Origin of the sequence: Streptomyces thermovulgaris (assembly GCF_002155915.1) — a bacterium.
Lineage (GTDB): Bacteria > Actinomycetota > Actinomycetes > Streptomycetales > Streptomycetaceae > Streptomyces > Streptomyces thermovulgaris.
This window is the reverse complement of record NZ_MUME01000092.1, coordinates 1-17934: the sequence shown is the minus strand read 5'-3', so window position 1 is coordinate 17934 and position 17934 is coordinate 1. Positions and strand designations below refer to the sequence as shown.

At 71.7% G+C, this 17934-nt stretch carries 17 protein-coding genes and 1 pseudogene; 11 read left to right on the top strand and 7 right to left on the bottom strand.

Features of this window, described 5'->3' with window-relative positions; genetic code table 11:
- Window positions 1–227: 227 nt before the first annotated feature.
- The 5 genes from CCN35_RS10020 (at window position 228) to CCN35_RS10000 (ending at window position 4845) form a co-directional block, all read left to right on the top strand.
- On the top strand, window positions 228–1850 hold the full coding sequence (locus CCN35_RS10020; RefSeq protein WP_201450861.1) for a sensor histidine kinase: 1623 nt from the start codon (window positions 228–230) through the stop codon (window positions 1848–1850).
- The gene (locus CCN35_RS10015) at window positions 1847–2254 is read left to right on the top strand and encodes a roadblock/LC7 domain-containing protein (protein ID WP_067394932.1); all 408 of its coding nucleotides are present in this window, start codon (window positions 1847–1849) and stop codon (window positions 2252–2254) included. The genes CCN35_RS10020 and CCN35_RS10015 overlap by 4 nt, the downstream gene beginning before the upstream one ends.
- Window positions 2251–2655 carry a DUF742 domain-containing protein gene (locus CCN35_RS10010; RefSeq protein ID WP_067394935.1) on the top strand — a complete coding sequence of 135 codons (405 nt, stop codon included), beginning with the start codon at window positions 2251–2253 and terminating at the stop codon, window positions 2653–2655. Before CCN35_RS10015 ends, CCN35_RS10010 begins: the two co-directional genes overlap by 4 nt.
- Window positions 2636–3256 (top strand): GTP-binding protein, encoded by a 621-nt coding sequence (locus CCN35_RS10005; protein WP_067394938.1) that lies wholly within the window; start codon window positions 2636–2638, stop codon window positions 3254–3256. Before CCN35_RS10010 ends, CCN35_RS10005 begins: the two co-directional genes overlap by 20 nt.
- 110 nt (window positions 3257–3366) lie before the next feature.
- The gene (locus CCN35_RS10000; protein ID WP_086792323.1) at window positions 3367–4845 is read left to right on the top strand and encodes a cytochrome P450; all 1479 of its coding nucleotides are present in this window, start codon (window positions 3367–3369) and stop codon (window positions 4843–4845) included.
- Here CCN35_RS10000 and CCN35_RS09995 read toward each other — a convergent pair.
- From CCN35_RS09995 to CCN35_RS28885, 6 genes are all read right to left on the bottom strand, one after another.
- Window positions 4839–5795, bottom strand: coding sequence for an RluA family pseudouridine synthase (locus CCN35_RS09995; RefSeq protein WP_086792321.1), 957 nt, complete (start codon window positions 5793–5795; stop codon window positions 4839–4841). The genes CCN35_RS10000 and CCN35_RS09995 overlap by 7 nt on opposite strands.
- Window positions 5796–5892: 97 nt before the next feature.
- The gene (locus tag CCN35_RS09990) at window positions 5893–6738 is read right to left on the bottom strand and encodes a siderophore-interacting protein (RefSeq protein WP_067394947.1); all 846 of its coding nucleotides are present in this window, start codon (window positions 6736–6738) and stop codon (window positions 5893–5895) included.
- 52 nt (window positions 6739–6790) lie between these two features.
- Window positions 6791–7720: a 5'-3' exonuclease gene (locus CCN35_RS09985; protein ID WP_067394949.1), complete on the bottom strand. Its 930-nt coding sequence runs from the start codon at window positions 7718–7720 to the stop codon at window positions 6791–6793.
- 123 nt (window positions 7721–7843) lie between these two features.
- Window positions 7844–8191, bottom strand: coding sequence for a hypothetical protein (locus CCN35_RS09980; RefSeq protein ID WP_067394952.1), 348 nt, complete (start codon window positions 8189–8191; stop codon window positions 7844–7846).
- A gap of 26 nt (window positions 8192–8217) precedes the next feature.
- Window positions 8218–9117, bottom strand: a complete 900-nt coding sequence (locus CCN35_RS09975) for a radical SAM/SPASM domain-containing protein (RefSeq protein WP_079129735.1) — start codon at window positions 9115–9117, stop codon at window positions 8218–8220.
- A 212-nt stretch (window positions 9118–9329) separates the two neighbouring features.
- Complete coding sequence (locus tag CCN35_RS28885) at window positions 9330–9821, bottom strand: DUF7848 domain-containing protein (protein WP_201450862.1); 492 nt, start codon at window positions 9819–9821, stop codon at window positions 9330–9332.
- Between the two features lie 410 nt (window positions 9822–10231).
- On the opposite strand from CCN35_RS28885, the gene CCN35_RS09960 reads away from it, so the two are divergent.
- From CCN35_RS09960 to CCN35_RS09940, 5 genes and pseudogenes are all read left to right on the top strand, one after another.
- Complete coding sequence (locus tag CCN35_RS09960; protein ID WP_067394954.1) at window positions 10232–11479, top strand: NsdA family TPR-like regulatory protein; 1248 nt, start codon at window positions 10232–10234, stop codon at window positions 11477–11479.
- Window positions 11480–12054: 575 nt separating this feature from the next.
- On the top strand, window positions 12055–13143 hold the full coding sequence (locus CCN35_RS09955; RefSeq protein ID WP_086792319.1) for a quaternary amine ABC transporter ATP-binding protein: 1089 nt from the start codon (window positions 12055–12057) through the stop codon (window positions 13141–13143).
- Window positions 13136–14983: pseudogene (locus CCN35_RS09950) on the top strand (ABC transporter permease/substrate binding protein); the annotation flags it as partial. The gene CCN35_RS09955 and the pseudogene CCN35_RS09950, both read left to right, overlap by 8 nt.
- A gap of 359 nt (window positions 14984–15342) precedes the next feature.
- Window positions 15343–15909 carry a helix-turn-helix domain-containing protein gene (locus CCN35_RS09945; RefSeq protein ID WP_067394959.1) on the top strand — a complete coding sequence of 189 codons (567 nt, stop codon included), beginning with the start codon at window positions 15343–15345 and terminating at the stop codon, window positions 15907–15909.
- Complete coding sequence (locus CCN35_RS09940) at window positions 15909–16628, top strand: helical backbone metal receptor (RefSeq protein WP_086792317.1); 720 nt, start codon at window positions 15909–15911, stop codon at window positions 16626–16628. Before CCN35_RS09945 ends, CCN35_RS09940 begins: the two co-directional genes overlap by 1 nt.
- A gap of 275 nt (window positions 16629–16903) precedes the next feature.
- Here the strand turns inward: CCN35_RS09940 and CCN35_RS09935 are convergent, their stop codons facing one another.
- Window positions 16904–17614 (bottom strand): gamma-glutamyl-gamma-aminobutyrate hydrolase family protein, encoded by a 711-nt coding sequence (locus tag CCN35_RS09935; RefSeq protein WP_067394965.1) that lies wholly within the window; start codon window positions 17612–17614, stop codon window positions 16904–16906.
- 206 nt (window positions 17615–17820) lie between these two features.
- Between CCN35_RS09935 and CCN35_RS09930 the strand changes: the two genes are divergently transcribed.
- A partial coding sequence (locus CCN35_RS09930; protein WP_143631454.1) for a DUF2510 domain-containing protein occupies window positions 17821–17934 on the top strand: 114 nt, incomplete at its 3' end.

The window sequence follows — 17934 nt, the reverse complement described above, 5'->3', positions numbered from 1 at the left end:
GCAAACGACCTGAGCGTACACCTGTCCCGTGCGCCTTTTCAGGCGCTTGCTGAACATGACACGGCGATGATCCGGTCGGACTAGGCTCGCCCGCGGCGCACCGAGTTGAGGTGTATTCGTGCGCTTGTTCCAAGCGTCCGCAGACATGCCGAAGATTCCGACAGTTCCATGACCCACCCCACCGGAAGCTGCCCCGAACTCCAGCCGACTCATCCCAAAGGGCTTACATGGTGAGTGTTCAATCGCCTCCCGGCGGCCGTGACCTTCCCACCGCACGTGTGCTGCTGCTGCCGGCCATAGTCATGGCGGCGGCCACCGGGGCGGCCGTCGCCCTGGTGGCCGAACCGGCCCGCCTCGCCGTCGCCTGCTGCGGCGCCGTCGCCACCCTCCTGGTCCTCGCCGTGGGGGCCGAGGCGGCGCGCCGCGGCCGCATCGTCCACCGCCAGCGCACGGAGCACGCACAGCGGACCGCCCACCTGGAGCGGCGCCTGGCCGCCCACGACCAGGAGGTCGCCCGCCTCGGAACGGAGATCCTCCCCGCCGCCATCAGCTACCTGCGCGGCAACAACACGCCCCGCGAGGTGATGCGCGACGTCATCGACGACCACCCCGAGTGGTGCCGGATCCCCGAGTCGCAGCGCAAGATCGTCCGCATGGTCCTCAAGATCGTGGACGAGGAGGAGAACAAGCGCGACTCCACCCAGCGCGCCCTGGTCAGCATCGCCCGGCGGGTCCAGGCGATCGTGCACCAGCAGGCCAAGGAGCTCCGGGAGATGGAGGAGGACCACGGCCGCACCCCCGAGGTCTTCGACGACCTGCTGCGCATCGACCACGGCACCGCGCTGATCGGCCGCCTGGCCGACTCCATCTCCGTCATCGGCGGCGGCCGCCCCGGCCGTCAGTGGCCGAACCCCGTCACGCTCTACAGCGTGCTGCGCGGCGCCATGTCGCGGATCCTGGAGTACCGGCGCGTCGAGCTGCACTCCATCGCCAAGGTCAACGTCAAGGGCACCGACGTCGAGCCGGTCATCCACGCCGCGGCCGAACTCCTCGACAACGCCACCCGTTACTCCCCGCCGAACACCAAGGTGCACGTCACCGCCGTGGAGGTGCAGACCGGCGTCGCCATCGAGATCGAGGACGGCGGGGTCAGCTTCAGCGAGGAGGCCCGCGCCCGGATCGAGAGGCTGCTGGAGGCGGCCAAGGCCGGTGTGGACCCGCAGGAGCTCGGCGACACCCCGCGCCTGGGCCTCGCGGTCGTGGGACGTCTGTGCTCGGCCTACAACATGCAGGTCTCGCTGCGGGCCTCGGCCTACGGCGGCGTCCGCGCCATCCTCGTCGTGCCGAACAACATGCTGACCACCGACCCCGCCCCCGGGCTGGCCCACGGCATCGGCGCCACCTCCATCCCCCATCCCGGTGAGGACGCGGTGGAAGGCCCCAAGCGCGCCCCCAAGAAGCGCCGCCCCACCAGCCCGCGCATCCCCGCCGCGGTGTCCATGGAGGACGACGTTCCCGAGGTCACCGAGTGGACCGCGACCGGCCTGCCCCAGCGCCGCAGCCGGGTCAAGACCCCGCTCAGCCAGCGCATCGCCGAACAGGCCGCCGCCGAGCGCGCCGCCCAGGAGAGCGGCGGCTCCGCGTGGGGCACGCCCGCGCCCGCTCCCCGGAAGAACGATCCCGAACCGGGCCTGTGGGTCGAGGCCTTCTGGGACGGACTGAAGAAGGACAACCCCGGACCGGATCCGACCGCGTTCACCCAGGACCCGACCGCCTATCTGCACTTGATCGAGAAGCCGGCCCGTGCCGAGGCCGACACCCAGGCCGACGACGAGGGGGACCTCAAGTGATCCAGCAGCGCGCCAACTTCGACTGGATGCTCAAGGAGCTCTACGACGGAGTACCGGGCATCGAGATGATCGTCGTGCTCTCGGCCGACGGCCTGCGCATCGCCCGCTACGGCGGCGATCCCGACGCCGCCGACCGGGTCGCCGCCGCCTGCGCCGGACTGCAGAGCCTCGCCACCGCCGTCGCCGTCGAGATCCCCGACAGCGACGGCCGGATGAAGCTGGTCATCATCGAGATCGACGGCGGCTACTTCTATCTGATGTCCGCAGGGGCCAACGCCTATCTCGCGGTGCTCGCCGACATCCGCACCGAGCCCGGCCTGATGAGCGCCCGGATGCGCGACCTGGTGGTCCGCATCGGCGCCCATCTGACCAGTCCGCCCCGACGTGCCGGGCGGACCGTATGACTCCTCCGCGGCGCCAGAGGCGCTACCCCCAGCAGGAGCCGTTGCCCCCCGCGCCCGGCAAGCGGGGAGAGGAGAAGAACCCCGAGCGTCTGTACGTGGTCGCCGGTGCGGACGAGGACGGCTCCCGGGCCGCTCTCGACCTGGTCACGCTGATCGTGGCACGGGCCGAGCCGCCGCCGTCCGCCACCCCGGAGCAGGCGGCGCTGCTGCGGCTGTGCACCTCGCCCCTGTCCGTGGCCGAACTGTCGGCCTATCTCAATCTGCCGTTCAGCGCGGTGACGGTCCTGATCACCGAACTGCTCACAGCCGAACTGGTGCAGGCCCGCGCGCCGATCGTCCGTCAGGCGGTCCCCGACCGCTCCCTTCTCGAAGCGGTGATGCATGGACTTCAAAGGCTCTGACACCCTCCCCGGCCCGCGCACCGAGGACCATCTGCCGCACACGGCCCAGGCCGCGGTGAAGATCGTGATCGTCGGCGGTTTCGGGGTCGGCAAGACCACCATGGTCGGCTCGGTCAGCGAGATCAAACCGCTGACCACCGAGGAGACCATGACCCAGGCCGGCATCGGCATCGACGACAACTACGGCTCCGAGTCCAAGACGGCGACCACCGTGGCCATGGACTTCGGCCGCATCAGCATCACCGACCAGCTGGTGCTCTATCTCTTCGGCACCCCCGGACAGGAGCGCTTCTGGTTCCTGTGGAACGGGCTGTTCGAAGGAGCCCTCGGTGCGGTGGTGCTGGTCGACACCCGCCGGCTGGAGGTCAGCTTCGACGTGATGGGGCGTCTGGAGGAGCGTGGTGTGCCCTTCGTCGTCGCCGTCAACTCCTTCCCGGACGCCCCCCGTTACCCGATCAGCGAGCTGCGCGCGGCGCTCGACCTGCCCGAGGAGGTCCCGATCGTCGAGTGCGACGCGCGCCGCCGTGCCTCCAGCCGGGACGTGCTGATGACCCTCATGCGCTTCCTGCACTCCCTGGCCGTGATGGGCTCGGCGCGCTGAGCCGGACCCCGTCTCTCCTCACCCCCGTGACGCACCCGTGACGACTACGACGACTTCCCTGGCCTTTTCCTTGTCCTTTCCATGTCCTTTCCCTTCCGAAAGCGACTGCTGTGACGCCTGAACCCCACTTCCCGACCGGCACGGACGACCTCACCCTCGACCCGCCCCCCGGCTGCCCCGCGCACGGCATCGGACCCGGGGGACTGCACCGGCTTCACGAGGCGCCCGACCTGCGCGCGCTGTACCGGCACCTCCGCGAGGAGTACGGCCCGGTGGCCCCCGTGCTGCTCCACGACGACGTACCGATCTGGGTGGTCCTCGGCCACGCCGAGAACCTGCACATGGTGCGCACCCCCTCGCACTTCACCCGGGACAGCCGGATCTGGACCCCGCTGAGGGACGGCACCGTCAAGCCCGACCACCCGCTCATGCCGCACGTCGCCTGGCAGCCGGTCTGCTCCTACGCCGAGGGCGAGGAGCACAAGCGGCTGCGCAGCGCGGTCGTCAGTGCCGTGGCGACCGTCGACGGGCGTGCCCTGCGCCGCCACATCGGCCGTGCCACCCAGCGGCTGGTCAACCAGTTCTGCGAGTCGGGCCGGGCCGAGCTCGTCAGCCAGTTCGCCGAACATCTGCCGATGGCGGTGATGTGCCATGTCCTCGGCATGCCCGAGGAGTACAACGACCGGATCGTGCAGGCCGCCCGCGACATGCTCAAGGGCACCGAGACCGCGATCGCCAGCAACGAGTACATCATGGACTGCCTGCGGCGGCTCACCGCACGCCGCCGGGCCCAGCCCGAGGACGACTTCACCAGCCACCTCATCAACCACCCGGCCGGCCTGAACGACGAGGAGGTCAGCCAGCATCTGCGGGTGGTGCTCATCGCCGCCTACGAGGCCACCGCCAACCTGCTGGCCAACACCATCCGCCGGGTGCTCACCGACCCCGGTTTCCGCGCCCAGCTGAACGGCGGTCAGATGACGGTTCCTCAGGCGGTGGAGCAGTCCCTGTGGGACGAGCCGCCGTTCAGCACCATCCTCGGCTACTTCGCCAAACAGGACACCGAGCTCGGCGGCCGGCGCATCCGCCGGGGCGACGGGCTGCTGCTCGGCATCGCGCCGGCCAATGTCGACCCGCGGGTGCGGCCCGATCCGACGGCCGAGATGCAGGGCAACCGCTCCCATCTCGCCTTCAGCGGCGGCCCCCACGAATGCCCCGGCCAGGACATCGGACGCGCCATCGCCGACGTCGGCGTCGAGTCGCTGCTGATGCGGCTGCCGGACCTGCGGCTCGACTGCGCCGAGGAGGAGCTGCGCTGGACGGAGTCGATCGCCTCGCAGCATCTGGTGGAGCTGCCGGTGCGGTTCAGCCCGCAGCCGCAGCAGGACGTGACGGCCCGGCCGAGCCCCACCCCGCGTCCGATTCCGCAGGCGCGTCCGGTCTGGGAGATCGGCACCAGACCGGCCGTGCCGGAGCCCGCGCCGCTCCCGCCCGAGCCCCCGGTCGCCGCGAGCACCGCACCGGCCGGCGGGGCGGAGCGCCCGCGGGGGACCTGGCGGCGCCTCCTGCACTGGTGGCGCGGCTACTGACCGGCGGCCCGCTGCGCGGGGGACGACCACGCCCGAAGCGTCCGCCCGCTGGTGAAGCGGCGCTCGGCCCCCGTGACCGGGTCGGTGAACTCCAGTGCCCGCGCGAGCAGTTGCAGCGGACGCCGGAAGTCGTCGGCCGGTACGGGGCCGGTCACCACCGGGTAGAGCGGATCCCCGAGGATCGGCACGCCCAACGCGCTCATGTGCACCCGCAGCTGGTGCGTCTGCCCGGTGCGGGGCACCAGCCGGTAGCGGGCGAGCCCGTCCGCGCGGTGCTCGATCAGCTCCACCCGCGTGACCGCGTTCGGTTCGCCCGCCACCTCCCGGGCGGCCTGCACCCCGCGTTCCTTCACGATCCGGCTGCGCACGGTCACCGGCAGGGGGAGCGACGGGTCGTACGGCGCCACCGCCTCGTACTCCTTGTGCACCCGGTGGTCGCGGAACAGCGTCTGGTACGCGCCGCGCTCCTCGGGCCGCACCGTGAACAGCACCAGCCCGGCGGTGAGGCGGTCGAGGCGGTGCGCCGCGGTGAGCTCCGGAATGCCCAGCTCCCGCCGCAGCCGGGCCAGCGCGGTCTCGGCGACGTGCGAGCCGCGCGGAGTGGTGGCGAGGAAGTGCGGCTTGTCCACGACGACGAGGTGCTCGTCGCGGTGGACGATCTCCAGCGGGAACGGCACCGGCACCTCGTCGGGCAGCTCCCGGTGGAACCACACGTACATCCCCGGCCGGTACGGCGCGTCGGGCGCCACCGGCCGTCCGTCGGCCCCCACGATCCGCCCGGCCTCGAGCATCGCCTCGATCACCCCGGGCCCCGCCCCCGACAGCCGCTGCACCAGGTACTCCCGCACCGTGGCCCACGTCCCGTCGCCGGGCAGCCGCACCCGCACCGGGTCCACCCCGTGGCGCTGGGGCAGGGGAGCGGGCGGAGCAGGGGTCTTGCGGCGTCTCATCGCCCGAAGCCTACGGGGCGCCGTGCGGCCCGGAAAACCGCCGGCCCCCGCCCCCGGGGAGGCGCGGGCCGGACGGCACCCTGTGCCGCGCCGGGGTTCACGCGGCCCGGGCCACGCCCTCCTGCTCGGCCTCGACACGGGCGTTCCACGCGGCCTTGGCGGCCCGCCAGCCGTCCTCGTCGTGACCGAGACGCCAGTAGCCGGAGACGGACAGGTCCTCGCGGGGAACGGCGTGCTCGACGCGCAGCAGGCGGCGCAGCTCCTTGACGAAGCCGGCCTCGCCGTGCACGAACGCGTGCACGCGGCCCTCGGGGAAGTCCAGCGCGCGGACGGCCTCCACCAGCGCCCGCCCGACCGGCCGCCGTCCGCGGTGCAGCCAGACCACCTCCACACCGGAGTCGATCTTCTGCTCCTCCTCGGGACCGGCGACCTCGACGAAGGCATGGGCCGTGACGCCCTCGGGCAGGGCCTCCAGGGAGCGGGCGATCGCCGGCAGGGCGCTCTCGTCGCCGACGAGCAGATGCCAGTCGGCGCTCGTGTCGGGGGCGTAGGCGCCGCCGGGGCCCACGAAGCGCAGGGTGTCGCCCGGACGCGCACGCAGCGCCCAGGGGGCGGCCAGCCCCTCGTCGCCGTGGATCACGAAGTCCAGGGTCAGCTCGCGGTGCGCGGGATCCCAGGCCCGCACGGTGTACGTCCGCATCCTCGGCCACTGCTCGCGCGGGAACTCCTCGCGGATCCGCCGCATGTCGAAGGGCTCGGGATAGGCGACCCCCTCGATGGGGAACAGCAGCTTCACATAGTGGTCCGTGCAGGTGCCGGCCGAGAAGTCCGCCAGGCCGTCGCCGCCGAGCACCACACGCTGCATGTGCGGGGTCAGCCGTTCGGTACGGACGACCTGCGCGGTGTGGGTCCTGAACGACTTGCGCGCCGGACGATCTGCCATGGCGGCCTCCCTGCTCCGCTACTTAGGTTTGCCTAACCTATCATGGCGGCCATCACGCCCCCAGCGTGCCGAGCAGCCGCCGCAGGGAGCCCCCCAGCCCCCAGCGGGCGCCCAGCTCCTCGACCGCCGCCGGATCGCGCGGGGCGCGCGGCAGCGTCGTGTCGACGTCCGGCAGCGGAACGTCGGTGGCCACGCGCACGACCTTCGGCGCCACCGCGAGATACGGCCGCGCCGCGTCGAGCCGCTTCCGCTGCGACGGCGTGAGCCTCGACGCCGGGTCGTCGACGGCCGCCACGATCCCGGCCAGGTCGCCGAACTCGGCGAGCAGCCGGGCCGCCGTCTTCTCCCCGATGCCGGGCACCCCCGGCAGTCCGTCGCTCGGGTCGCCGCGCAGCAGCGCCAGATCCGCGTACCCGCGGCCGTCGACCCCATACTTCTCCCGCAGCACCGCCTCGTCGGTGATCTGCAGCGTGCCCACCCCCTTGACCGGGTGCAGCACGCGCACCCCCCGCGCGTCGTCCACCAGCTGGTACAGGTCCCGGTCCCCGGTGACGATGTCGACCGGACCCTTCGCCCGTGCCGTGAAGGTGCCGATCACGTCGTCCGCCTCGTACCCCGCGACCCCCACGCGCGCGATGCCGAGGGCGTCCAGCACGGCCTCGATCACCGGGACCTGCGGGGAGAGGGTGTCGGGCACCTCCTCCTCGTCCGGACCGCCCTCGTGCTCCTCGGCGACCCGGTGCGCCTTGTAGGAGGGGATCAGCTCCACCCGCCACGCCGGCCGCCAGTCGGCGTCCATGCAGGCCACCAGGTGGTCGGGCCGGTGGTCCCCGACCAGGCGGTCGATGAAGTCGAGCAGCCCGCGCACGGCGTTCACCGGCGTGCCGTCCGGAGCCCTGAGCGACTCCGGGACGCCGAAGTAGGCACGGAAATACAAGGACGGAGTGTCAAGCAAAAGATATTTTTCGGGGCGCGTCGACATGCGCCCAGCATGCCACTGACGAGGTTGCCTCTCGTGCGACAACGCCCACGGAGCGGCGTGGGCCCCGCCCGCTCGTCATGGGGTACGGAAAGCGGATGGGGCGTTCGAAGAACGGACCGCCGGTCAGCGCGGAGTGTGCACCTGGGCGGACCGGGCGCGCAGCTCGGCCAGCCGCCGCTGGTACAGCGGTCCGGCCGTGTGGGCGCCCCTGGCCTCACTCGGGGTGGACTGCTCGATCAGGTGGTGAGCCACGGCCTTGAGATGCGCGGACCAGGCCAGCACGTGCTGCTGAGCGGGGCGACCGCACTCCTGCGGTTCCCCGGGAAGACACAGCGGGAGCTGCGGACCGAGCTTGTTCGCCGCGTGCCGGATGTAGCGGGCGATCGTCGCCCATTCCTCCTCGGTCCGCTGAACGGCCGTCGCCGTGGTCTCCCAGCCCCAAGGGCCGAAGTCGTCCCCGTGATCGTCCATGTGTGCTCCCCGGTGATCTCGGCGGGTCAAGCCGTTGCGGCGATCGTAGCGGCGCCGTCCGCCTCCCGGGGGTCGCAGTGCCCGACCGAGGGAACGCACGGCGAGCAGGGGCCGCACATGGGCAGGAATTGCGGCGGCGTGCAAAACTGCGCGCCGTCGCCGAGGACCGCGCGGATATCGGCCAGCACTTCCCCCATGCGCAGCCCGCCCCAGATGTCGGGCATCGGGGATTCCTGGACGTTTCCGATCTTCAGGAAGCGGCCCAGCACGCACGGCCACACATCACCGGTCGGGCCGATGGCGCACTTCTCGTGTGCGCAGTGCCCGCACAGATCGGCGATGGTCGGCGCCGCTCCCCGGCTGCCCCGGCCGAACGCCCGCGTACGGTCCCCGCCGACCTGTTCCACACCGAGGGCCAGCAGGTCCTGCGCTGCTTCGTGGACGCGCTGTCCCGGCCGGACGGCGACGACTCCGCCCCGCAGCGGGATGCCGAGGCTCAGCGCCTTTTCGATGTTGGCGCGTGTCCGCTTGTGGGAGCCGCGCAGCTTGGTCACGGCGTCGTGGTCCTCCGCGTTGTCGGAGTAGTACGACGTGGCGAGCTTGACCTCGCATTCACGGAAGACGTCCCACAGCTCGGCTCGGATGTGAGTCATGTTGGAGAAGACCTCGACTCCCAGGCCGACCGTCCGGGCGTGCCTGATGAGCGCCGGGAGGGAGGGGTACAGGGTCGGCTCCCCGCCGATGAACTGAACGTCGAGCGCGCCCATGTCGGCGAGTTCCGAGATGACGCGCAACCAGTCCCGGACGGTCATCGTGCCGTGCGTTCCTTTGGGGGAGGAGTCCGCATAGCAGTGATCGCACAGCTCGTTGCACAAGCCGGTGACCTCCAGCCAGGCGAACTTGAGGGGGTTTTCGGCAAGGGTCATCCCGTGTCTCCTTACGGGTGTCGGAAGGTCGTCTGAGCAGCCCCGCCCGTGCCCCACGGGGCAGGGCACGAGTGGGCGGTGGCGGCGCCCTCACCACTGCACGGGCAGCGGCACCCCGGCGAAGGGGCGGTTCGGACGGGAGTGGCGCGTGTGCCTCTCCGGGCCTGTCCGGTCGGGAGCGTCGACGTCCGGTCTGCTGGAACTCGGTGTCCTCAGCGCGTCGGCGTCAGTCGTGCCCGGTGCCGAACGGTGTGGCGCGGGCACCGGTCCTGGGTGGTGTTCTGGTCGTCCTGCGGGCCGGATGCCTCGTCACAGCCGGATGCGCAGAACGCCTCGAACGTGACGCCGCCCTCCAGGGCGTGGCGGATCGTGCGGTTGACGAACTGCACGACCGAGTGGGTCACTCGTCGTCTTCGCCGTCCTCGTCGTCTAGGCCGACGTAGGGCAGCCGGGCGCCGCGCGACCCGCAGCGCATCGACCAGACACTCGCGCAGCCGAACCGCCGCGAACCGCAGCTCCGTGGTCGTGGCCTCCGGGACTTCGAGCACCGTCATCGAGGTGGTCAGCACGTTGTCCCCAATGGCGAGCTGGCCCTCCTCCATCTGGTCGGCCAGTCGCGACAGGACGCTCGTCGGGTCGTTGGTGTGCAGGTAGGCTGGCTTGCCGTTCTCGGACCATGGCAGCAGGCGGGGGCGGGTCCTCACGCGACTCCCTTCGGCAGGCGGATACCCTGCGGCGCCATCACGAGACCGGCGCGCCGGCGTTTCCGTTCGCGTTCTGCGCTGCGCTCGCGGGCGATGACGTACGGCTGGACGAGTCCGATGGCTTCGCCACCGCCCAGCGCAGGCACACGCGGGCGGCAGCGAGCCGGGAGCGTTGCAGGGGACGGGGCCGATTCCGTTGTCCGACGGCGGTCCGTCAGGTGAAGCAGTAACCGCAACAGCGGATGAAGCAGCCGCGCTGCAATGGGGAACATGTCGTCAACTTCCACGCCGGATTGGTGGCCATGCCCCGGGCCGGTCGCACGGTCGCGGGGTCCTTTCACGAAGACCCTCGCGTCCATTCCCGCTCAAGACCATGTCAAGGCCCTATAGATGCGCCCTATATTTGACGTATGGGGGAAACCCGGGCGGACTTGTGGTCCCATCCGAAGCTGGTCTCGGCGGTCGCCACCGAGGACTGGGGTGCGGTCTTCCGCACCTACCGACAGCTCACCGGACTCAGCCAGACGAAGCTCGGTGAACGCGTCGGCCTCATACAGCCCGAGGTGTCCACCATCGAGCGCGGTCGACGTCGCGTCACCTCGGTCGAGGTACGGCAACGCATCGTGGACGGGCTTCGCATCCCGGAGCACTTACTGGCGACTGACCGGCCCCGCGCCGGCTCGCCGGTGCCCGCGCTCGCCGTACCCGGTCCAGGGCCGGACGATGATCTGCTGGCGCGTGTGACGAGCGTGGTGGACGGCGAGCACCGGGTGGACGCCGTCACGCTCGACTGGTTCGACCGGCTGCTGGCGGAACATCGCCGCGCCGAGGACGAGATCGGGTCACGGCCGCTGGTGGGCTTGATACGGCAGCAGCTCCGGACAGTGGTGGACCTGTATGGCGGTGCACGAGGCCCGTTGGCGGATCGGGTGGTGCGTCTGGCGTCCGAGCACGCGCAGTTCCTGGCGTGGATGGCGCAGGACCAAGGGCAGACTGCCGCTGCTCTCGCCTGGTACGACCGCAGCCACGAGTGGGCGTTGGAAGCCGGTGACACCAACATGGCGGCGACGACGCTCAGCATGAAGGCGCACATGGCGTGGTCCGGCGGTCGCGGAGACCGATGTGTGCGACTGGCGGAGGCTGCCCGCTGGTCGGCACCGGGAACGTCGCTCGGGGTTCAGGGCATGGCCGCGCAGATGGCCGCCCGAGGGCACGCGCTCAACGGCGACGCCGACGACGCCGAGCGGCTGTTGGACGAAGCGCAGGAACTCATCGGCCGCGCGGCGCAGCACCCGGAGGATGAACCGCCGTGGATGTACTTCTACGGCGAGACATGGTTCACCTTGCAGCGAGGCATGGCCGCGCTGCATCTGCGCGACTGGAAGGTGGCCATCACCCGTCTCACCGTCGGCCTGGCCGCGCTGTCCGACGACTATCGCCGTGACAAGACGTGGTACCGGGCTTGTCTGGCACATGCCCTGGCCGAGGCCGGCGAGGCAGCGCAGGCCGCCTCCGTCGCACTGGCGGCGGTACCCGACGCCGCCGACATCGGACGCCCTCACTCATGGAACGAACTGCACACCGTGGCCGCCGTCCTCATGCGACGCGGCGCGAAGGAAGCACGGGAACTCGTCGCCGCGCTCCGGGCCTACGACTGACGTCCCGCTGGGACACGGAAACGGCCCTCGCGTCATGGTCGGCTGCATCAGGGCACGAGGGCCGATGCGGATCAGGCGCCGATGACGTTCCGGCGGGCGGCGAGCCATGCGGCGTCCCAGGCCGCCTTCCGCCCGCCGGGTGCGGTGAGCTGGCGGTGAGCTCCTTCCTGGTCGACGGACACCGCCCGCCTGTGGAGGCGGAGGGGGCGGGGGATCGTTTCGTCAGGTGAGTGCTGCACCGACCTTGGCGTTGGTCTCCGGGTGGAGGAAGCCGAAGCCGACGCGGGCGTGGACGGCGGTGACGACGTTCAGGCCGGCGAGGCGGTGTCGAGAAGCATCAGTTGTCCGGTCACGGCACGCATCATGCCGCACGGCGCCGACAGGGCACGCGTCGTCGTCAAACAGGACACAGCGGGCGCTCCGGGTGGGAGATGCGGGGATCTGTGAACCGGATCACGTTTGGTTTGAGTCAAAAAGGTCTGGGAAGGCGCGGCCCGGATGGCGGGGAGGTCGCTTTCCGTGACGGTCGGCACCTCTCCGCATCCCGTTCTTGGCCCCGAGACAAGAGGATGAGTGTGTCTTCCCGACTTGAGGCCCGGCACCTGTTCAAGGTGTTCGGCCGACGACCGGACGAGGCAGTGGAGAGACTACGGCGGGGCGCCGACCGCGAGGACCTGCGGGCGGAGGGAACCACCGCCGCCGTGATCGACGCCTCCTTCACCGTGGAACCCGGCCAGATCTTCGTCGTCATGGGTCTGTCCGGATCCGGCAAGTCCACGCTTCTGCGCATGCTGAACGGACTGCTCGAGCCGACCGCCGGCACCGTCAGCTTCGACGGCCAGGATCTGACCGCGCTCAGCGACCGTGAGCTGCGCGAGGTCCGTTCCAAGAAGATCAGCATGGTCTTCCAGCACTTCGCGCTCTTTCCGCACCGCAGCGTCCGTGAGAACGCCGCCTACGGACTGGAAGTGCAGGGCGTGCCCCGCGCCGAGCGCGAGCGCCGCGCCGACGAGGCGCTCGCCCTGTGCGGCCTGGCCGGCTGGGAGAACTCCTGGCCCGACGAGCTCTCCGGCGGCATGCAGCAGCGCGTGGGCCTGGCCCGCGCCCTGGCCACCGACGCCGACCTGCTGCTGATGGACGAGTCCTTCAGCGCCCTGGACCCGCTGATCCGCCGCGACATGCAGGACCAGCTGCTCCAGCTGCAGAAGACCCTGAAGAAGACCATCGTCTTCATCACCCACGACCTCAACGAGGCCATGCGCCTGGGCGACCGGATCGCCGTCATGCGCGCCGGCCGCATCGTGCAGATCGGGACCGCGGAGGACATCCTGCTGCGCCCCGCCGACGACTACGTCGCCTCCTTCACCCAGGACGTGGACCGCTCCCGGGTGCTGACCGCGGAGGCGGTCATGGACCGCGAGGTGCGCGGCGACGAGGCCGACTGCGGCTGCGACACCGCCACCCCGCAGACCCCGTTCACCGAGCTGTGCGCGCTCAGCGCCCGCATTCCCCACCCCGTCGCCGTGCTGGACGAGAACCGGGAGGTCGTCGGCGTCGTCCGGCGCCAGAGGCTCGTCGGCTTCCTCGGCGACGGGGAGACCACTCCGGTGAGCTGCGACGCGCCGCGGGACAAGGGCGGCGAGAAGGAGGTGGCCCGTGCCTAGGATTCCGCTCGGTGACTGGGTCAACTCCACGGTCGACTGGCTGCTCGACCACATGGCCTGGCTCTTCGACTTCTGCAAGGCCGTCTTCACCGGCTTCTACGACGGGATCAACGCCGTTCTGCAGGCTCCGCAGCCGCTGCTGCTCGCCGGCATCTTCGCCGTGCTCGCCTGGTGGCTGCGCGGCACCCTCGCCGGTCTGCTCGCCTTCGCGGGATTCGCCTTCATCGACTCCATGGGGCTGTGGTCCAACGCGATGGTGACCCTGTCGCTGGTCCTGGTCGCCACGATCATCGCTCTGGTGATCTCGGTGCCGGTCGGCATCTGGGCGGCCCGCTCCGACCGGGTCAGCTCCCTCGTCCGGCCGGTCCTGGACTTCATGCAGACGCTGCCGGCGATGGTCTACCTCATCCCGGCCATCCTGTTCTTCGGCACGGGCGCCCCCGCGGGCATCGTCGCCACCCTGATCTTCGCCCTGGCGCCCGGTGTGCGCATGACCGAGCTGGGCATCCGCCAGGTCGACAAGGAGCTGGTGGAGGCGGCCGAGGCGTTCGGCACCACGCCCCGCAACACACTGCTGCGCGTCCAGCTGCCGCTGGCCCTGCCCACCGTCATGGCCGGCGTCAACCAGGTGATCATGCTCGGTCTGTCCATGGCCGCGATCGCCGGCATGGTCGGCACCGGCGGCCTCGGCGGCGACGTCAACGAGGCCATCGGCCAGCTCAACGTGGGCCTCGGCGCCGAGTCCGGTGTCGCCATCGTGATCCTCGCGATCTACCTGGACCGCATGACCAGCGCCCTGGGCACCGAGGTCTCCCCGCTCGGCCGGCGCGCCGCCGCCAAGGCCCGGGCGGCGGCCAAGGGCCTGAGGATCTGGTCCTACCGGCCGCAGCCGCAGATCGCCGTCATCGGCGTGGTGATCCTCGCCCTCGTGTCGGGCGGCCTGGGCATCCTCGGCGGCAACGGCGACAGCTCGACCACCGCCTCCGACGGCGGCGACGTCGGCAAGGGCAAGAAGATCACCATCGGGTACATCCCGTGGGACGAGGGCGTCGCCTCCACCTTCCTGTGGAAGGAGATCCTCGAGCGGCGCGGCTACGAGGTGAAGGTCCAGCAGTTCGAGGCGGGTCCCCTCTACACCGCGCTCGCCCAGGGCAACATCGACTTCCAGACCGACGCCTGGCTGCCGGTCACCCACGAGCCGTACTGGAAGAAGTACGGCAAGAAACTGGAGGACCTCGGCTCCTGGTACGGCCCGACCTCCCTGGAGCTGACCGTCCCCGCCTACCTGAACGACGTCGACTCGCTGGAGGACCTCAAGGGCAAGGCGTCCCTCTTCGGCGGGAAGATCACCGGCATCGAGTCCAGCGCCGGCATGATGGGCCTGCTCAAGAGCAAGGTCCTCAAGGACTACGGCCTGGACAAGGAGTACGAGGTCGTCGACAGCTCCACGCCGGCGATGCTGGCCGAGCTCAAGCGCGCCTACAGCAGGAAGGAGCCCATCGTCGTCACGCTCTGGTCGCCGCACTGGGCGTACAGCGACTACGAGCTGAAGAAGCTGAAGGACCCCAAGGGCTCCTGGGGCACCGGTGACGGCCTGCACACGCTGGCCCGCAAGGGCTTCAGCAGCGACGACCCGGTCGTCAGCGGCTGGCTGAAGAACTTCAGGATGAGCGAGAAGCAGCTCACCAGCCTCGAGGCCGAGATCAACAAGGCGGGCAAGGGCCGGCAGCAGGACGCCGTGCGCACCTGGCTGAAGGACAACCCGGAGGTCGTCGACAAGCTGGCCCCGATACCGGCCGGCTCCTCCGCCAAGGGGGCCGACGACCGCGGCACCGCGGACGCCGTGCGCGTGGAGTAGTCCCGGAACGGGGCGGGCGCCCCGTTGCCGTCCGCCCGCGGACGGCCCCGCGGCGACCCGGCACCAGACACCGCCCGAGGGGCGGGCTCCTCCCTGCACAGAGTGGGGACGGGGCCCGCCCCTCGCCCCTGTCCGCGGGCGGAATCGGGCCGGCCGCGGAAGGCCTCACCGCCCCTGCCGGCCCCGCGCGATCCTGACAGGGATGTGACGGCCGGATGAAACTGTTTGCCGAACATGCGTAGGGTGCAGAGAACTCCTCAGAAGGAGTGCACCCGCGGCCGGGCCCACGGGCAGCGGCCCCGGAAGCAGCGGACCGACGAGCGAAGGAGGGAGCCGGAGCGATGGGCGACCACAAAGAGCAGCCCCTTCGAGTGGGCGCGGCCGTACGGCGGCGGCGCCGCGCGCTGGGTCTCACCCTCGCCGTCGTGGCCGACCGCAGCGGCCTGTCGGTGCCGTTTTTGAGCCAGATCGAGAACGACCGGGCCCGGCCCAGCACCACTTCCCTGGAGAAGGTCGCCGACGCGCTGCGCACCACCGCCGTGGAACTGCTCGCGGCGGCCGACCCGGCGTGCAGCGTCGACGTCGTGCGCGCCGACACCACCGAGCTGGGCCCCGAGCCCCGGACGCGCTCCCTGGTGCGCGGTCACCACCAGCTGCACGCCTCGGAGTACACCGGTGACCACGACACCGGCCGCGAGTTCCAGCACCGCAACGACGAGCTGATGTACGTCGCCGACGGGGCGGTGGAGGTCGAGGCCGAGGGCCGCGCCTACCGGCTGGTGCGCGGCGACACCATGTACCTCACCGGAGGGGTCCGCCACCGCTGGCGGGCGACCGTGCCGGAGACACGGCTGATCGTGGTCGCGGTCGCGGAGCACATCGAGGCCGTGCAGGACCGGGCGCGCTGATGCGGGTCGTCTCCCTGGTGCCCTCGCTCACCGAGGCGGTGGCGGCGTCCCTGCCCGGTGTGCTGGTCGGCGCCACCGACTGGTGCAGCCACCCGGCGGACCTCGACGTCACCCGCGTCGGCGGCACCAAGAACCCCAAGGTCGAGCGGATCGTCGACCTCGCCCCCGACCTGGTGGTCGCCAACGAGGAGGAGAACCGCGCCCCCGACCTCGACGCCCTGCGCGCGGCCGGCCTCGAGGTGCTGGTGACCGAGGTCCGGAGTCTGCCGCAGGCCTTCGGGGAACTGGCGCGGGTGCTGCACGCCTGCGGCGCGGTGCGCCGGCCCCGGTGGCTGGACGAGGCCGAGGCGGCCTGGGCGGACCTGCCCGAGCCCCGGCGCCGTACGACCGCCGTCGTGCCGATCTGGCGGCGGCCCTGGATGGTGCTGGGCCGGGACACCTTCGCCGGCGACCTCCTGGCCCGCCTGGGCGTCGACCACCTCTACGCCCGCCACCGCGAGCGCTATCCGCGCATTCCGCTGGAGGAGCTGCGGGCGGCGGCCCCGGACATGGTGGTCCTGCCGGACGAGCCGTACCGCTTCACCGCCGACGACGGTCCGGAGGCCTTCCCGGGGCTGCCCTGCGCCCTGGTCGACGGACGGCATCTGACGTGGTACGGGCCGTCGCTGGTCCAGGCTCCGCGCGTGCTGGGCGAGGCACTGCGGGCGGCAGCCCGCTGAACCGGCCCGTTCCGGGCGCGCCTCGCGGGCCGCGGCGACCGCCCCCTCGGGCTCTTCCGGGCCCCGCCGGCGGGACCGCGCCCGCCGGGGCCGGGCCATGAGCCGGGCCTGTGGCACGGCCGGAGGCGGACCGGGGCGGCGAGGCCGGCGGGGCCCGGCCGGTGCACCGGAAGCCCGTGCACCGGGAGAACCCGTGCACCGGAGGAACGGGGCCCGTGCACCGGGAGAACCCGTGCACCGGAGGAACGGGGCCCGTGCACCGGAGGAGCAGGGGCCTATGCGCCGGGGATGCCGGCCGCACCGGAGGCGCCGGCCGCCCGTACCAGCTCCCGCATGATCCGCACGTCCTCGCCCATCTCCGGATGCCACTGCACGCCCAGCACCCAGCGTCCGGGGAGTTCCACGGCCTCCACCGTGCCGTCCGCCGCGTACGCCGACGCGATCAGCCCCTCGCCGAGGCGGTCGACGGCCTGGTGGTGGTAGGTCGGCACGGCGGTCTCCTCCGGCACGGCCGCGGCACAGAGGGTGCCGGGGACCGGCTTGACCGTGTGCTCGCCGAAGACACCGGCCACCTCGGCATGGCCGTCGAGATGCTGGACCAGGGTGCCGCCCAGGGCGACGTTCAGCAGCTGCATGCCGCGGCAGATGCCGAGCAGCGGACGGTGCGCGGCCAGGGCGGCTTCGATCAGGGCCAGTTCCCAGGCGTCCCGGGCGCGGCACGGCGGCCCCGTCCGCGGGCCGGGCTCCGCGCCGTAGCGCACCGGCTCGACGTCCGGGCCGCCCGCGATCACCAGCCCGTCGAGCCGGGCCACGGCCGCCGCCGCCCGCTCCGGCTCGTCCGGCGGCAGCATCACGGCGATCCCGCCCGCCCGCTGCACCAGCCGCGGATAGCCCACCGGCAGCAGCGCGGCGTCCATCCGCCACACGCCCCAGCGCGCCTCCGGCTCCAGATACGTACTGATCCCGACGAGGGGCCGTCCCGTCACCCGGCCCTCCCCGCCGGGCGACCGCCCGCACTCCCCGTCGTCCTCCGCCGTCCCTCGATCTCCCTCACCGCCCTCGAACCGTCCCTTCGGTGCCCCCCGGCATTCTGCGGCCTCCCCGGGGACCCTCCGGTCCTCTCGGGGATCCTTGTCCGGAATCCTCCGGAATCCCTGCGACAAGGTCCTCGGCCGCGTCCTACAGTGCCGGGGTGAGCACGACTCCTCCGCCCGGCTGGTACCCCGATCCGACGGCCCCCCACCTGTGGCGCTGGTGGGACGGCACGGCCTGGACCGAGCACCGCGGCGCCCCCGGAGAGCCGTCC

Excerpts from the sequence above, each read along its gene's own strand:
- CCN35_RS10020 (WP_201450861.1), top strand. The coding sequence starts at position 228 with ATGGTGAGTGTTCAATCGCCTCCCGGCGGCCGTGACCTTCCCACCGCA.
- CCN35_RS10010 (WP_067394935.1), top strand. The coding sequence starts at position 2,251 with ATGACTCCTCCGCGGCGCCAGAGGCGCTACCCCCAGCAGGAGCCGTTG.
- CCN35_RS10005 (WP_067394938.1), top strand. The coding sequence starts at position 2,636 with ATGGACTTCAAAGGCTCTGACACCCTCCCCGGCCCGCGCACCGAGGAC.
- CCN35_RS09995 (WP_086792321.1), bottom strand. The coding sequence starts at position 5,795 with ATGAGACGCCGCAAGACCCCTGCTCCGCCCGCTCCCCTGCCCCAGCGC.
- CCN35_RS09990 (WP_067394947.1), bottom strand. The coding sequence starts at position 6,738 with ATGGCAGATCGTCCGGCGCGCAAGTCGTTCAGGACCCACACCGCGCAG.
- CCN35_RS09985 (WP_067394949.1), bottom strand. The coding sequence starts at position 7,720 with ATGTCGACGCGCCCCGAAAAATATCTTTTGCTTGACACTCCGTCCTTG.
- CCN35_RS09980 (WP_067394952.1), bottom strand. The coding sequence starts at position 8,191 with ATGGACGATCACGGGGACGACTTCGGCCCTTGGGGCTGGGAGACCACG.
- CCN35_RS09975 (WP_079129735.1), bottom strand. The coding sequence starts at position 9,117 with ATGACCCTTGCCGAAAACCCCCTCAAGTTCGCCTGGCTGGAGGTCACC.
- CCN35_RS09960 (WP_067394954.1), top strand. The coding sequence starts at position 10,232 with ATGGGGGAAACCCGGGCGGACTTGTGGTCCCATCCGAAGCTGGTCTCG.
- CCN35_RS09945 (WP_067394959.1), top strand. The coding sequence starts at position 15,343 with ATGGGCGACCACAAAGAGCAGCCCCTTCGAGTGGGCGCGGCCGTACGG.
- CCN35_RS09940 (WP_086792317.1), top strand. The coding sequence starts at position 15,909 with ATGCGGGTCGTCTCCCTGGTGCCCTCGCTCACCGAGGCGGTGGCGGCG.